Source organism: Leptospira kanakyensis (assembly GCF_004769235.1).
In the GTDB taxonomy this organism is placed as follows: Bacteria; Spirochaetota; Leptospiria; order Leptospirales; family Leptospiraceae; genus Leptospira_A; species Leptospira_A kanakyensis.
The window spans coordinates 313,113-329,213 of the sequence record NZ_RQFG01000018.1; the positions used below are offsets into that span (position 1 = coordinate 313,113).

General features: G+C 38.1%; 11 protein-coding genes. 7 read left to right on the forward strand and 4 right to left on the reverse strand.

The window, feature by feature from the left end; translation table 11 throughout:
* Positions 1-2: 2 nt before the first annotated feature.
* Together EHQ16_RS13880 and EHQ16_RS13885 are read left to right on the forward strand one after the other, a co-directional pair.
* Entirely contained in the window at positions 3-1,094 is a 1,092-nt protein-coding gene (locus tag EHQ16_RS13880) for a metallophosphoesterase family protein (RefSeq protein ID WP_135633493.1), read from the forward strand.
* Complete coding sequence (locus tag EHQ16_RS13885) at positions 1,091-3,400, forward strand: ATP-binding protein (protein ID WP_135633491.1); 2,310 nt, start codon at positions 1,091-1,093, stop codon at positions 3,398-3,400. Before EHQ16_RS13880 ends, EHQ16_RS13885 begins: the two co-directional genes overlap by 4 nt.
* Here EHQ16_RS13885 and tpx read toward each other — a convergent pair.
* Both tpx and EHQ16_RS13895 read right to left on the reverse strand, forming a co-directional pair.
* Complete coding sequence (tpx, locus tag EHQ16_RS13890) at positions 3,384-3,899, reverse strand: thiol peroxidase (protein WP_135588943.1); 516 nt, start codon at positions 3,897-3,899, stop codon at positions 3,384-3,386. The genes EHQ16_RS13885 and tpx overlap by 17 nt on opposite strands.
* Before the next feature lie 36 nt (positions 3,900-3,935).
* Positions 3,936-5,069 carry an LBF_2804 family protein gene (locus tag EHQ16_RS13895; protein ID WP_135633489.1) on the reverse strand — a complete coding sequence of 378 codons (1,134 nt, stop codon included), beginning with the start codon at positions 5,067-5,069 and terminating at the stop codon, positions 3,936-3,938.
* A 59-nt stretch (positions 5,070-5,128) separates the two neighbouring features.
* Here EHQ16_RS13895 and EHQ16_RS13900 point away from each other — a divergent pair, with 59 nt between their 5' ends.
* The gene (locus EHQ16_RS13900; RefSeq protein WP_135633488.1) at positions 5,129-6,226 is read left to right on the forward strand and encodes an acyl-CoA desaturase; all 1,098 of its coding nucleotides are present in this window, start codon (positions 5,129-5,131) and stop codon (positions 6,224-6,226) included.
* Here EHQ16_RS13900 and EHQ16_RS13905 read toward each other — a convergent pair.
* Positions 6,223-8,049 (reverse strand): sensor histidine kinase, encoded by a 1,827-nt coding sequence (locus EHQ16_RS13905; protein WP_135633486.1) that lies wholly within the window; start codon positions 8,047-8,049, stop codon positions 6,223-6,225. The genes EHQ16_RS13900 and EHQ16_RS13905 overlap by 4 nt on opposite strands.
* A 48-nt stretch (positions 8,050-8,097) precedes the next feature.
* On the opposite strand from EHQ16_RS13905, the gene rsgA reads away from it, so the two are divergent.
* From rsgA to EHQ16_RS13925, 4 genes are all read left to right on the forward strand, one after another.
* Positions 8,098-9,051 (forward strand): ribosome small subunit-dependent GTPase A, encoded by a 954-nt coding sequence (gene rsgA, locus EHQ16_RS13910; protein WP_135633640.1) that lies wholly within the window; start codon positions 8,098-8,100, stop codon positions 9,049-9,051.
* Positions 9,052-9,116: 65 nt separating this feature from the next.
* Complete coding sequence (locus EHQ16_RS13915; protein WP_135633484.1) at positions 9,117-10,088, forward strand: FecR family protein; 972 nt, start codon at positions 9,117-9,119, stop codon at positions 10,086-10,088.
* Entirely contained in the window at positions 10,085-11,698 is a 1,614-nt protein-coding gene (locus EHQ16_RS13920) for an LIC10124 family lipoprotein (RefSeq protein ID WP_135633482.1), read from the forward strand. The genes EHQ16_RS13915 and EHQ16_RS13920 overlap by 4 nt, the downstream gene beginning before the upstream one ends.
* Complete coding sequence (locus EHQ16_RS13925; protein ID WP_135633480.1) at positions 11,695-15,288, forward strand: tetratricopeptide repeat protein; 3,594 nt, start codon at positions 11,695-11,697, stop codon at positions 15,286-15,288. Before EHQ16_RS13920 ends, EHQ16_RS13925 begins: the two co-directional genes overlap by 4 nt.
* Before the next feature lie 119 nt (positions 15,289-15,407).
* Here the strand turns inward: EHQ16_RS13925 and trmB are convergent, their stop codons facing one another.
* On the reverse strand, positions 15,408-16,067 hold the full coding sequence (gene trmB, locus EHQ16_RS13930) for a tRNA (guanine(46)-N(7))-methyltransferase TrmB (RefSeq protein ID WP_135633478.1): 660 nt from the start codon (positions 16,065-16,067) through the stop codon (positions 15,408-15,410).
* Between the last annotated feature and the right edge of the window lie 34 nt (positions 16,068-16,101).

Sequence of the window (16,101 nt, forward strand, 5' to 3'; positions counted from 1 at the left end):
GTATGAAGTTATTACAAGTTTCCGACCTCCATCTTTCCCAAAATTCCCCCGAAGAAAAGAGTTATTCTCTTTCCGTATTACGAGAAATTTTACAAACAGCGGAATCTACAAAATGTGATCGCATTCTATTTTGTGGAGATCTTTTTAATACCTTCCCTGATTTAGAATCACTCCGCTCGGAATTCTTAAAAGAAGTTTCTTCTTATTCGGGAATCATTTATTTTCTTCCAGGAAACCATGAAATCCTTGAGAAAAAAGGAAATAATAACCGTTATGCGGACTATGATTGGTCTTCGAAAGTAAAAGTTTTGGACAAAACTCCTTATTTTTTATTTGAAGATAACGGAATCGAATTTTTATCCATCCCTCACCAAGAAAACTATTCTGAACTTTTACTTTCTCCTCCACCGGCAAAACAAACAAAACTAAGAATTGGTCTTGCTCATGGAACTGTTTCTGGAATGAGTTTTACTGGCCTAAGTGAGGAAGAAGAAGAGGGTGGATCCTATTTAGATCCTCATCTCATTCAAAACTTAGGATTGGATTATCTTGCTATAGGACATTTACACCGTGCACGTACAGGTATGATTGGAAACTGTGAGGTTGGTTATGCGGGATCATCTCGCGTTTGGAGAAAAGGAGAGTCTGGAAAAAGAGGAGGGATTCTCCTTCATGTTGATGGGGCAAAGGTTCGCACTGAATCCGTTTATTTTAAGTCAGCTGGTGAATATAGAGAAATTTTAGTTTCCTTAGATACGGAAGGAAAACCAGAAGAAAGTATCGAAACCTATTTGGATGGAACAAACCCGGAGGATTGGATTGTATTTCGTTTTCTTGGTTATGTTGACTCCATGGTAGAAAAACAAAAATTCCAAGAAACTGTTCTTCGCGATTGGAAATCAAAATTCCGAATTTTAGAATTTGATCCCGATGAATCACAAATCACTGTCATCCAACATCTTTCTGAAAATGAATTTGTGAAACAATTCCTTGATAAAATGAATGAAAGGAAAGAACAAATGGATCCTTTCCTTTGGAAACATACAAGGGTCACTGGGATTCGATTGATTTTAGAAGGTAAAAAAAACCGATGAAATTAAAAATAGAAAACTTCGGAATCTTTTCTAAAAAAGAATTTCCAATCGAAAGAGTGACGGTATTCACAGGGCCCAATGAATCGGGAAAAACAACCATCCTCGATGCATTTGTCTCTGCACTTGTGAAAATTGTTGGAAGTACAAAGTTTGGTGCCACTTTGAATTCCCGATACAAAGCCGAAAGAAATTCCGATTTAGGAATTCCTAAACTCAGTTTATCACCCAATTTGTTTTTGAATTCACTTGTGATTCGTGAAGGGAATATGGATGTTGGTTCCGAAAAGGAGTTGGTATCCACCATTGAACAAACGATATTTGATAGTGGTTACAATCCCTCCCAATTAAAAGAACAAGTCGAACAACTTTCCGAAAAAACAGGAAAAAGAAAGTCAGCCAAAGACTGGAATTTGGCTTTGTCTGAATTAAACTTAGCCAAACAAAAGTTTGATGCTTCTGAATCTTCTTTAAATAGAATTTCTTCTCAATTTGTTGATTTACCCATTTGGGAAACCGAACGTCAAAAATTAAAACAAGAATTGGAGAATTCAAATTCCGAACAAACCAAATTGCAGTCAGAATTTCTCGAGTTTAAAGAAACCGAACAACACAACGAAGTGGATCGTGTCTATGGCCAACTATTACAATGGGAAACTTTGGAATCGGAGTCTAAACAAGAAGAAAAAATTCTACAGTCAGGTTGGGACCAAAAATCCAAACTCTTAGATGGCGAACTCAAATCATTAGAACAAAAACGAAATTTATCCAAAGAGAGACTTGTCGGGTTAGAATCAAAATTAGAATCGTCTTCTGCTCAAAAAAAACAGATCGAACAAAAATCTAAAAAACTAGAATCCTATTTTGATTATTTTGAAACTTGGAAACAAACGGTTCGAAGGTTTCAGGAAGAATCCCCTGTCGTAAAAAAGGTTATCTGGAATCCATTGTACAGAAGTTTGGCGGGAGTAGCTGGTGTCCTCGGAATTTTTTCTGGAATTTTGATTCTATTTTATGACTTCAGTGGATGGGCTTATATTCTTCCCGCGGCTTTGATTTTTTCTGCAGTTTGTTTGATGATTGTAGCCAAAGATACAAAAAATGAACGTGATGAACCCAAATGGAATGAAATGGTTCGCCGCATTGCCACGGAAATGGAAACAAAAACTCTGGGTGAGTGGAAACCAGAATCCATAACAATGGATTCCTTATCTTTATGTTTCCAAAGGTATGAAAGAGAATACACAAAACAAAAATTGGAATCAGAAGGTTTTGGTTCTACTCTGTCTTCTCTGGAAGAAGAAATCATTCGACTACGTGGAGAAGATAAAAAAATAAATGAAACCGTTTTGGAAAAAGAACGGGAGTTGGCAGGTGTTTGGCGAGAGGCGGGGGTTCAATCATTATCTGAACTTTCGGAATTGTACGTTCAAATTCGGTTGAAACAAGAAAAACTAAAAACTCTCACCGAGTCCTTAAAAATCGAATCCAAAAAATGGGGAACCGCAGATTTAGGGGAACTCAAACTTAAAACAAAAGACAAAATATCTGATCTTGAAAAAAAAGGAATTTCTAAAAGTTTTTCTTCTGAAGATAGGGCCACCAAACAAAGATTAGAAAATAGAATTCAAACACTTTCAGACAAAATCCGCGAATTAGAACGAAGTATTGTGGAACTGGAAAAAAAGTTAGATACAGGAAAGGCTGTTTTAGAATCACAAATGGTTCCTGCCCAAAAAGAATGGGAAACAAACAAACGTAACTTAGAACTGAAAGAAAAATGGAAAAATGATTTAGACAGAAACTTTCAAAGTTTGGAAGTGTTGTCCGAAATCTTTTCTGAGATGCAAGTAGAAAGTACGGACAAAATGTCCTCCCTTGTAAAATCACTCCAAACAAGAATGGATGCATTAAAAGGATCACTTCCCACAAAACAAATCCAGTGGAATGGTTTCTCTGACGAAATTCAAATCACCACAGACTCTTCTAGTGATCGTTTTCGTTTCGAAAATTTATCCACAGGAACTAAAGAACAAATTTCATTTGTTCTTCGGTTGGAATATGCTTTCCGGATTGGAAAACAATTCAATTTACCATTTTTACTTTTGGATGAACCGTTTCGACATATGGATGCGGAAAGACGTGACTCAGCTCTCGCATACACACTCCAGTGTTTAACAAATGCAGAGGAAGAATGGAAGGTGGTATTTTTTACTTTTGATAGCGAACTAGTTTCTAAGATAAAAGTTTTGGCAGCGGATCAAAAACTCCCCTGCCAAATCCATGAGTTGACTAAACGAGTTTCTTAGCTTCCGCAAGAACTGTATCGTAATTAGGTTCGCTACCTATTTCCGGTACGAGTTCTGTATATCTTACGATATCGTCTTTATCTACAACAAAAACGGCACGGGCAGAAAGACCAGCAAGTGGACCCGCAGCGATATGAGTTCCATAATTTTTGGAAAAAGAAAAATCTTTAAACTGAGATCCTGTGATTAAGTTTTCAGAATCAATTCCTTCTGTGGAACAAAAACGTTTCATCGCAAAAGGAAGGTCACCAGAAATGATGAGAGTGGTGATTCCATTTTCTTTCGCTGCTTTTTCGTTAAACTTTTTAGTTTCGAGGGCACAAACTGCTGTGTCCAAACTAGGAACTGCTACGAGAATTTTTACCTTTCCAGATAAGTCTTTGAGTGTTAAATCACCTAAGTCTTGTTTTGCGACTCGGAAATCAGGAGCTTTGTCCCCTGGTTTTGGAATGTTTCCTTCTAGGGGAACGGGATTTCCTTTGAGAGTTACTTGGGCCATGATTGTCTCCTTTGTATTTAGATTAATTCTAGTCTTTCAGTGAATGGATTCTTCGGGAAGGATTTTTTCCATCCAAAGTAAAGATTCTGAAAGTTCTCCCCTCCGAATGGTCGTTGCCAAATGGTGCACCCGATCCAAAAGCCACGAAGGTGAAACCTCAGTGATGTCTCGAAAGGCATTTAGTTCTTCTTTATTTAAGGATCCATCAAATGAGGAACAGAGGGCAAAAATAGCAACCGGCCATTTTCTTTCTTCTTTTGTTAAATTTTGGAATGAAAGGACAAATTCTGCCCAATCATCTAAGTTTGTTAGTTTGTCTTTATTTGGTAATAGCCCAATCAATCCAAAAAGCAAATATTCGAAGTTAGGGTGGAACGTTTTTGTATAAACAATGGAGATGGCAACAGATCGAGCTGCCGATTCTATAAATTCTTTTCTACGTTCTTTGGATTTGATTTTTAACAACATGGCATCGGATAATTTTCTTGTGATGATCCTTTTGCGAAGTTCATATAAAATCATATATGTAGTCAAACTATCCCAAATTCCTGTCACTGGCCCGGATATGTATTCAATAAGAAACCTAAGTCCTGTCCTACCCAAAAATACCTTTAATAAAAGTTTGGCGATGATATTCGAAAGGAAAACCTTACTCTTATACAAGAGGGTACGAAAAAAAAGAGCTCTTTCATTTAGATGTTTATAAGGATCAATTCCATACAATCGAATCCGTGGATCAGGAATTTCTAAAACCAACCTAGCCATCATACCAGGAATGGGTGTGATGAGTTCTGGTTCTTCCGCAAGTTCAATGTCAGCGTACTGTGCCATTCGAAAGGAAAGATAAAATCCCAATCGAAAGAGAAGGTAAAATTCGATGATGGTCAATAGTGCCAAAAGAAAAATAAATCCGGAAAGAGCAGAGTAGGAGAGATTGGACAGTGGCCAAAATAGGAAGGGAGGTAAGTAAGTAGAGAGGGCCACAAAGGCCACAGAAGGCAGAAACCCAATCCAAAAAGACCAAAAAATCCCCCAAATGATAAGGGTTTTTGTATGGGAGGCAAAACTTTTGCCTGAGTCCTTAGGTTTTTGGGAACCGGTGCCTATAGAAACAAGTAGCCGACGGCCCCACTTTTCTAGAAAACCTGGTTTGTAACGTTCTGTACTCATTTTTTTTTGCAACCGAAATCTGGCTTTAGGACTCCCACACCATGAAACAGGAATTCTCTATGACGACACAAGCTGAAATCAAAACGAAAGCCCCCATTGATTGGGTCACGACAATATTTTTACTCACATCTCCTTTGGTAGGGATCTTTGGAACCCTTTATCTTTACCTTTATGATTCCATCCATCTTGGCACTTGGGCCTTATTTGTGTTTTATTTCTTCGCAACCGGAATGGGGATTACCGTTGGTTACCATAGACTTTTTTCACACAAAGCTTATGAAGCAAAATCTCCCATCAAACTTTTGTTACTTCTTTTTGGAGCGGCTGCCTTTCAATCAACTGCTCTCGAATGGAGTGAAGACCACCGCATCCACCACAGGTTTGTAGATACAGACAAAGATCCGTATTCGATTAAAAAAGGATTTTGGTTTGCTCATATTGGTTGGTTGTTTCGCAAACGTAAGTATGTTCAAAATGGGGTTCAAGATTTGGTGAATGACCCTCTCGTTCTTTGGCAACATAAACATTTTTATTCCATTTCTATCTTTATGTGTTTTTTCCTTCCTGGTCTTATCACTATGTTATGGGGTTCTTTTTTAGAAGGATTTTTTGTCGCGGGATTTCTTCGACTTTTTGTGGTCCACCAATTTACTTTTTTTATCAACAGTGCTTGCCATGTTTGGGGAGAACGCACCTTTTCCAAAGAACAAACTGCTAGAGACAATTGGATCATCGCCTTTTTTACGTTTGGTGAAGGTTTTCATAACTTCCATCATGAATTCCAGGCAGATTATCGGAACGGGATTCGTTGGTTTGATTATGATCCATCTAAATGGATGATCAGAGGACTTTCCTATCTTGGTCTCACTTATAATTTAAAAAAAGTTTCAGAAGAAAAAATTCTACAAAAAACAATGTATCTAAAGGAAAAAGAAACTTTAAACCAACATACAAATTTGGAAGAATCCAAACTTCGCCATTGGGAAGAACAACTTGCCAATCTTCGTGAAACTACTTTACAAGAATTTCAAAATTGGACAAAAGCAAAACAAACAGCGAATGCAGAAGAAGCTGGTGTGTTCCGTAAGAACTTTGAAAAAACTAAAGAAAGTTGGGAAAAACTCCTAAACCAACCAGGAAACCCGCTTTTTTCTTAACCACGAATTTCCCGAAAGATTTCTTTTGGGATACTTGGAACATCGCCAGGGCCAACTAACGGTAAATAAACCATAAACCTAGTTTTCCCTGGATTGGATTCCACTTCTATCCTTCCTTTGTGTTTTTCAATGATCCCTTTCACAATCCCAAGGCCAAGCCCTGTACCTTCTCCCTGATCTTTGGTAGTAAAAAACGGATCCCAAATTTTATCTTTGATTTCGGTTGGAATTCCAGATCCATTATCTTCAAAACTAATCAAAACAAAATCTTCTCCAATCATTCTAGATGATATAGTCAGTTTGGGATGTTCCACTGTTTTCATCGCATGGATGGCATTGGTGATGAGGTTTGTCCAAACCTGGTTCAGTTCATCGATATTACATCGAACCGTGGGAATGGTCCCGTATGCTCTTTCAATTTCCACCCCATGTTTGATTTGGTTTTGCATGATCACAAGAGTATTTTCCAATCCTTCGTGAAGGTCAGATTCCGCATAAGAGGCTTGGCCTAAGTGCGAATAGTATTTGAGTGCTTTGACAATGCGAACAATATTACGAATTGCATATTTGATGTTTTTAATATTTCTTTGAAGGCTTAAGGTATTCTTTAACATCTCGAAGGTTTCTTTCCCACCGGCCTTCCATATCCGGATCAGTTCTTCTTGCATATGCAAAAGATGGTGGTCGATGATAAATGTTGCAAGATCAGTGGCATCATTGTCGGGAATCCCATCTTGGACGAATTTATGTTTGGTTTCTTTTTTGAGTTTGAATTTATCTTTAGGATCAATTTTCGCAGCTGGGTCTTCTTTAACAAAACTAAAGAGAATGTCCAAATATATGGAACGAAAGTCGGGGTTTTGGATGAGGTAAGTAATGTCTCCCAAATGAGATAATACAAAAACTAAATTGGCATCCAAATTATCAGCAGATCCATTGATGACTGCCGCAGGAGTGTTGATTTCATGAGCGATTCCTGCAACCATCACCCCAAGCGATGCCATTTTTTCTGACTGCACCAAATGTGCCTGGGTCTCTTCCAATTCTTTAGTTCTTTCTCTTACTTTTGCCTCCAATGTTTCTGTTAAGTTTAACAGCTGTTGGTAGATCATTGAATTGGATAAAGACATGAGAGAAACAGAAAGAATTTCTAAAATGATTTCGATTTCTTCGATATCATATACTTTCCCCTCTTTGTGTTTCCCAAGTAAAATAAAACCAACAAGGCTTGATTTGATAGAAAGGGTAGCAACCAATTCGGATTTTGTTTCTGTAAAAAAATCTAATGCTTGTTTGGCTATTTTTTCGTGATGAGTGGATGCAAATTGAATGAAGTTTTCTTTGATATGGATCCCTTCGCGTTCGGACAACCAAAGAAGAAATGGATTGAATACAGGAAGGGATGGTAAATTTGAAAACTTTTGGTCAAGGGATTCTAAAAAAGGTCTCGGGCGGAATTGTCCTTCTCTTTCGTCCCAAGTATAAACTTGAACAAATTCAGCAGGGATTTTAGAGGCAAGGAACTGGCTTATGGTTTCGCTGATTTGGTCTGGGTCATTAAAGGAGATGAGTTCTTCTTTGAATTTTTCCAAGGCAAAAAGATTTTGGACAAGTTCATCTCGTTTTTTGGGTTTTCCATCCACTGCAGTTTTTCCTTTCGGAAGGTGGAATAAAAAAAGAGATAAGGTAAGAAAACCCATAAAGATGAGAAAAAACACCAAAAGGTAAGATGCCTGTAAAATGCCGAGTCCGTACGCAAAAACAAACCAACTAAAAGAAGATAGAAGAATGATACTGGAACGAAAGAAAACTTGTATTTGCATGTCATCTATATAGAATGTAAGAACTAGATTATTTTGGTACAAATCCACTTGGGTAAAGAACTATTTACAATCGCTCGGATCTTCGGGGCCTACTACGAAATTTATTCAGAAGGGACTACCTACGCCCTCGCTGTCCTAAAAGGTAAGTTGCGGTTAAAAAATTCGAACGAACGCCATCCCTTTGTTGTGGGTGATCTTGTCTTAGCTGAAAAATCTTCAGGTGAAGAGTGGGTCATTTCCGAAAAAATGGAACGTAAGAACTTTCTCTCTCGGAAAAGTGATCGTGGCGATAGTCATGTGTTATGTGCCAATTTAGACCAAGTGGCAATTCTTGCTTCTTGCAAAGATCCAGAAACCAAACCAGGATTTATCGATAGGTTACTTGCGGCCTCCTACCAGACAGAAATTCCTCCTCTCATCATTTTTACCAAAAAGGATTTGGTTTCCCCAGAAGAAATTGAAGAACGAGAAGTTTATTATAAAGAGTTAGGTTATGAAGTGATGAGTGTTTCTCTTCTTTCGGAAGAATCCATCCAACCTCTTTGGGAAAGGATCCGCGGAAAAAGAACTTTCCTTTGTGGGAATTCCGGCGTGGGGAAGTCGACACTCATGAACCATCTTCATAAAAAGACAGTGCAAAGGACAAACCTCATCAGCGGGTCTACCAAAAAGGGAAAACACACCACCACAAATTCGTTTGCCCTATTTTTGGAAGAAAACACCGTTCTCATCGATTCACCGGGAGTCAAAGAATGGGGCATCCTACACCTGACACCTGTTGAACTTTGGGAAAGTTTTCCCGAATTACGAAAGATTAAGGAAACTTGTCAGGAAATTTATTGCTGTGAACTGGGTTCTGAGTGTCCAATGCGAAAACACGTGAACGAATCCATGGATGAAACCCGAAAAAAGAGCTTAGAATCCATGATTGAGAGCCTAGAAAACCCCTACCGTGTGACAAGACGGGACCATTGGACAAAAGCTGTCACAAAAAGGTATTAGGGAAAAGAGTTGCCAAGCACTCAGTTGTTATCTATTCTTAGAATGATATTTCCGGAGGAAGGAATATGAAACGTACAATGATCAATCGATTGACAGCACTAGGATTTGTGGCGGTTTTTGCCATGGTTTTTGCTGCTTGCCAAAAAGATTCTAAGGAATCTGTAACGACTGTTACAGAAAAGTCTGCACAAGAAAGTAATGTCGTTGTTGCCTTTGTAAAAGGTGATGTGGTTGTGATCCGCGAAAGTGGACAAGTCAAACCAAACTTAGGTGATGTATTAACTTCCAAAGATACCATCGTAACCGGACAAAACGGTTCTGTGGAAATCCTTGTGGGTGAAGACGGAGTGCTTAAGTTAAACAAAAATACTTCTCTTAGCGTAAGCCAAGCGTTTGCTGCAAACGACGGATCACGCGAAACAGAAGTCAACATGCAATACGGAAAACTTGTGACAGTTCTTCGCAAAGAAAGAAAAACAGAATCTTTCAGTGTAGTGACACCAACTTCCATCGCGGGTGTTCGCGGAACGATCTTCTTAACCAATGTAGAAAATCCATCGGCTAAAGGTGGTAACGTTGCTTGTGGTTCTGGAAACTGTGTAGTGAAGTATACTGTACTTGATGGTGCGGTTGCCGTTCGCAAAGCAAACTCAGAAAACGAAATCGTTGTCGACAAACAGAAAACAGCTGAAGTCGGAAACGAAACGAAACTTTCTGACAAAATGATCAAACCTATGGACAAACAGTCTCTCTCAGAAATGAAAGAAATGTTGGCTTTTGAAAACACAAAGATGTTACAGTTTGAGTCACTTGCAAACGAACTAAAAACTAACAACGAAGAACTTCAAAAATTAAACATTGGATCTTCTGTAGAAGAATTGGAAAAAGCAGCAAAATCACGTGAGATTACTAAATCAAAATCTGATGAAGTGATTACAACTGCTAAGTCTATCGAAGATTCTAAATACATCAAAAAAGATGTTCAGAAAGATTCCCTAAAATTAGCACCTAAAGAGAGTTTTGATAAGACGAAATGAGATATGTTTATTTACCGGTCCTTTGTTTTTTAGTCGGTTATTGTTCTTCGGTCACAAAGATCGAAACACTGAATCGAAGTTTTACAAAACCTAAGTTCATCGCACCTCTTCCGGGTGAGTCGGAACCCCTTCCTTCGGGTAGAGATTACAAAGAACGACTGGTAAATAAATCCACTCCACATTTTTCCCTCCTCTGGAAACAAGTTCCAGAGGAGTTCTCTAAATCAGATTTATTACTACTAGAGGAGAAGGTTCTCTTCCCTCACAACAAACTGGGTCTTTATAAAAAAGCTCCCAAAGTTCCTGATTCTAAATTTTCCGAATCTTCTGATTTGGATTTATTATTGGAACTTTCTCTCACCAAAAATGCAGAAAGACTTTCTGTTGAAGTACAATACAAAGATCCCGTTTTGTCGCAAAATTTTGGTAAGGCGATTTTTGTTTTCCAAGAAGAAAAGGAACCTGCTGTTAAATCAGTAAAGTCCTTTGATGTATTCCACGGCAAAAGACAACTCCAACCTTTAACGCCTAGTGTTCCAGCTTACTTTGCAGAAGTTTCTTCCCCGTCAGAAGATGAATTACGTAATTATTTTTCCGCCTCCTTACGAGGAAATGCCTCTGTGTTTTCTACTTCGCCAGGAACTACAATTTATCTGGACGGTGTGGAAGTAGGCAAAGCTCCCTTACTTTCTTATCCACTTATCAATGGAAAACATTCCCTTTCCTTTGCAAAACCCGGCAAAGATCCTGTAAAACGAAATATCTTAATTCGTGCAGGTAAAACCACACGTGTGTTCCAAGAATGGAGTGATGACATTTCGCAAGGAACCATTGTCATTTCTAGTTTTCCTCCGGGCCTCGACATCGTCGTTGATGGTCAGAAAAAAGGAAAAACACAATATGCGGAATCGGGAGTTCCTTATGGAAGTTATCCGATCCAATTCATTCGCACAAAAAATGATTCTAACTTTGAATATGCGAAAGCTGGAATCAAAATTAGACCGAAACAAATTACATCCATTGCTCTACCAATCTCTCTGGAAGATGGAGTGGGTTGGGAGTCAGAAGAATTTTGGAATCTCACATCGGCATCACCAAATTTTTCTGCGACTTTTCCTGGCAAACTTACCTTTGCAAAAAATAAAGACCTACCTACTGGTTGGTATGGGGTGTATTCCGAAGATCTAATTCCAGATTATTTGGAAGCCGAACTTGTGTTAGATCTTGTGAAGGATTTAAACGGTGCCGTTGGCCTTTCTTTTACCGATCACAATCAAAATGCGATCCTCGTTTATGTAGATAAAACTGATTTCCATATCATCAAATTTTCTTCGGAAGAAAAAGAAGCACCGGTTCGTTCTTCTTACCGTTGGGACAAAGAAGATGAACTAAAAGGAAGAACTGTTAAACTTTCAACAGATATCGAAAAAAAAATGATTCGATTGTCTTTAGGAAATAAAACTGTAGAAGAACTTCCATGGAATTTTGAAACTTTTTGGAATATTGGAGTATTAACTCCACATAACATGCCTGTTACGGGCACACCCCTTCGCGGTGTAAAAATACGATATCCTGATATGGTTAAGTTTGAGGAAAGGCTCCAAAAATGAGACAACTTAGTTATTTATGTATTTCCTTCGTTTTGTTTGTTGGTTGTCAGTCCCGGGATTTTAAACCAGTCACTGTCAAAGATCCCGTCGTGGAAAAATCCGATGTTTCGGACCGCCAAAAAATTGAAGAAGCAAGGGCTCTTGTTGCAGAAGGTAGTAACGAATTCCAAAAGGGAAACATGGATTCTGCTTTAGAAAAAGCAAAGACATCCATCCAAACTTTTGAGTTAATTGATGGTTATTCTCTTCTTGGTTCTTCCTATTACCAGTTAGGTGAATACGAGAATGCAAAACATGCCTATGAAAAAGGCAAAAACTTAGATCCCAAAAATGAGAAACTACTCATTGGGCTTGGAACTGTCCAATCCACTTTGGGAGAAAATGAGGACGCTCTTTCTACTTACCAAACCTTAAGCCAACTCAAACCAGAAGAAACTATCTATACTTACAAAACCGGCTTGTTACTAAAAAACTTGGGTCGTTACCAAGAGAGTCTTGTTGTTCTCAAACCATTGGAGGCAAAACCAGAGTTCCCATACCCAGTCGAACTTTTAAACCAGTTGGGTGATATTTGTTTGGAACTAAAAAGATACGACGAAGCAGAGGCTTACTTTGCAAAGGCGGAAAAACTCAATCCTGAATTAAAAACTGCCAAAGACGCCAAACTTTCTACAAAAATTGCCTCTCTCATCCAACGAGGTAATGACTTCCTTAACAAAAAAAATTATTCGGAAGCCGCATCTGAATTCAAAAAAGCCACAGACCTACAACCTCAAAATGGTTCTTTGTGGTCTTTTCTTGGAAATGCACAGTTACTAAATGGTAAACTGAAAGAAGGTGAGGAAAGTTTTAAAAAAGCCATTTCCTATTCTGATACAAATCCCAGTGGATATGTTGGATTGTGTAATGTTTATATCCAAACTCATAATTATTCGGATTGTTTAAAAACTTCCAAACAAGCTGGCGTAAAAATTCCGAAAAATGCAGAAATCCGCAACAAACAAGGGATATGCGAATGGAAATGGGGTGAAACCAAAAAGGCTAATCTCAGTTTCCAAGATGCTGCGTCTTGGGATCCCAATTTTTTTGAACCAAAACTCAACTTAGCCTATGTGTTAATTGATTCAGGTCGTTTTGATGAAGCTTTGGATGTATTAAAAAAAGCAGAGTCTCATCCTAAGGCCAAAAAAGAAGACATTCGTAAGGCAAAGGTATTAGCAGAATCACAAAAATACATTGCTGATGGGGATGTTTTCCTCCGCCAAGGGAAACGGAAACAAGCCTTTGATGAATATGGTAAAGCTATGGGTGTGAATCCAGAAAACCCTGCCGTTCAAAATGCCTTTGGTCGTGGTTACTTTGCATTCGGAGAATATAAAAAATCGGAAAGTTCGTTTTTAGAAGCTTACCGAATGGATGCAACAAACCCGGGCGCCTTACAGGGGCTAGCTCGTGTGTATGCAAAAACTGGTGAATCCAAAAAAGAAAAAGAATACATCAAAAAATTGGAAATCCTATCGGCGACAGATCCTTTTAGCGCGATCACACTCGGCCGGATTGCAGAAGACGCTAGCAAATGGGACGAAGCAGAATCTATATACATGGGACTTAAGAAAAAATTCCCAAACAATGATGCTGTAGATTACCGATTGGGAAGTTTATATTACAAACGTGCAGTAGAAGAAAACTCGAAAGAAAACTATACACGTGCGAATGAGTTCATCCAAAAATCTAAAAAATATACCAAAGACATTCCTGAGTTACTGGAAACAGAAAAAACTGTAGCAGAGAACTCTCGTTTTGCGGAGATTTTACCTTTTGTGAAAGAAGGGAACTCACTTTTCAATCGTAAAAAATACATCGAAGCGGTAACTCCATACCAAAAGGCTTATGACAAAGTTCCCAAAGCTTCACTTCTCGTAAAAATTGCAGAATGTTATATCGAAAAAGGTGAAGAAGAAAAGGGACTTTCTATTTTAGAGAATGCAGTTCGTTCGAATAAAGAAAATGCAATTTCTTTTAAGGAAGGGATTTATTCTTTTTATTACAAAAAAGGCGAATTAAAAAAAGCAGAAGATGGGTTTCATGATATCTTAAAAGAAAAACCAGATTCTTATTACGCCTACTATATGTTAGGTCTTGTGACCATGAAACGTAAAAATTATGAAGGCGCTATTATTGAATTTGATCGTTCTATTTTGGTAAACCCTAATTTTGCCCCGAGTAACGTAGCTAAAGGTTTGGCATTCTATAAATTAAACCAAATGGATGCAGCAAAACGTGAATTTGAGAAGGCAAGAGTAAAAGATTCAGAATTCGGCCTTTCTTCTTACAATTTGGCAATTGCATACTTCAATGAAGATCTCACAAAAGAATCTAAATCCATCTTAGAATCCATTCGAAAAACAGATCCGGATTTTATGGATGGTGAGATCCAACTAGCTTATATCTATTTCAAAGAAAACAAATTGGAAGAAGCAGAGAAAATCATTGATCGTGTTCTAAAAGAAGAACCATCTGCAGAAGCATTGTTTGCCCAATTTAGAATTTTGGACGCCAAACAAAAACAATCTCCATCCGATAAGGTCAAAACCAAACGGAACCAAGTAAAAGAGAAAATTTTACGTGAATACGGAGAAACCAAATTCGCAAGGTTACTTCCTTCTGATGCTTTGGATGATGAACCACTCCATGTAACTGACCTTAATCTTTCTGGAACTCCTGTTTCCACACCAATTGTATATCCAAACCGAATCATTGTGAATTATGGATCTGCCCTTGTCGGTTATGATCGAATCACAAAAGAACTTGTTTGGAAACAATACACATCCACTCCATTCCAACTACTCGTTGCGGGGAAGGAACTTGTGGGAATTACAAACGATACTGCCACAAAAATCTACCCAGAATCGGGAAAGATGACTTTCAAGAAACAGGTATTAGCTGGTTGGAAGGTAAAACAAGGGTCTGCTGATGGAAATGGGTTTTTCCTTCTATTGGAAAAAGAAAAGGGAACGGACAGAAAAATTGTAAAAACCAATCCCAATTTAGAAATTTTAGAAGAATGGAATGGAAACGATTTTTTAAGTTTTTCTTACACCGAGGAAGGAAAACTCATAGTTCTTCGTGATTTAAAGAAAGAATTCCAAATCCAAGTGTTTGCGATTGGTGTAAGTCCAGAAAAAGAAAAGAAGGTATCGGCTCCTGTTGCGAAGAAAGATACAAAGGAATCGGCGCAGATCCTAGGATGTGTTGAAGATTCTTGTTTGATCCAATTGGGAAATCAAATGTATCAAGGAACAGAAAAAGCAAAACTATATTCCCTTGGGAATACAGAATCCATTCGTTCTGTTGTTAAAAATTCCGAGTCTTTACTAATCAATACAGAAAACACCGCCTATCTTTGGAAAGGTGGTTCGAAGTGGAAAGATTCTTATGCCATCCAAGGAGATTTTTATTATCCTTTAGATGGACTTGTGGTGGAAGGAAGGTCTAAGGAATTACTTCTCATCAAAGGTCGGGATAAAACTCCTGTTCCTTGGAAGGGAGACCGGGATGGCCTTCGTATCAGTACGGTAACAGTAGACTAATCATCAATTTGAGATTGTAGAGAAACTGGATTCAAAAGGTATTCTCAAGTAAGAATCTTGAGCTCTTACTTGAGATGGATTTGATCTGATAAAAAGGAAAAACCTACTTTATTAGGATTTTATTTAACTTTAGTTCGGTTTAGGTAATAAATTCGTTTCCCTTCGTTTCTTTTTTCCGTTTCGAAAAAGGAAACTGGGAAACCAGGCCTTTCGAATTCATATTCTTTTTCATCCCAAACAAATTTAGGAAATTTTCTGAATAGAGAAATGGTTCTTCTCGCATAAGGGCCGTAATCGGTTGCAAATAACAGCTTACCACCGGGTTTTAACAAATCATAAATTTGTTCCAACATTTGACATTGCATCAGTCTGTTTTTACGGTGTTTTTTCTTTGGCCAAGGGTCTGGGAAGTTGATGATAATTTTGTCAAAAATTTCTTTCTCAAGCAATTCATCGAAAAACCACTGGAAGTTAACGGTCATATAACGGATATTCTCCAAACTGAGCGTTTGTCGTTGTTTTTCGGTGTGGATGATCCGATTTACCTTCTTTTCCATCAACAGATAACCTGTTTGGCGGTCATTCGAAGCCAATTCGATGGCAACTTCGCCCCATCCCGATCCAAGTTCTAAAACAAAGTTTTGGATCTGTTCCGGGAAAGATTTTTTTAGGTCGATTTTTTTTCCCCGCTCTTTAGGTTGCAGGAGATAGTCGGATCGATAGGAAGTCTTTGTAGTAAACTTCCAAAGTTTTTCTTGGATTTCTGGGCTAACTAACAAATGCATTCCTTCCGATGATGTATTGTCAGGATTT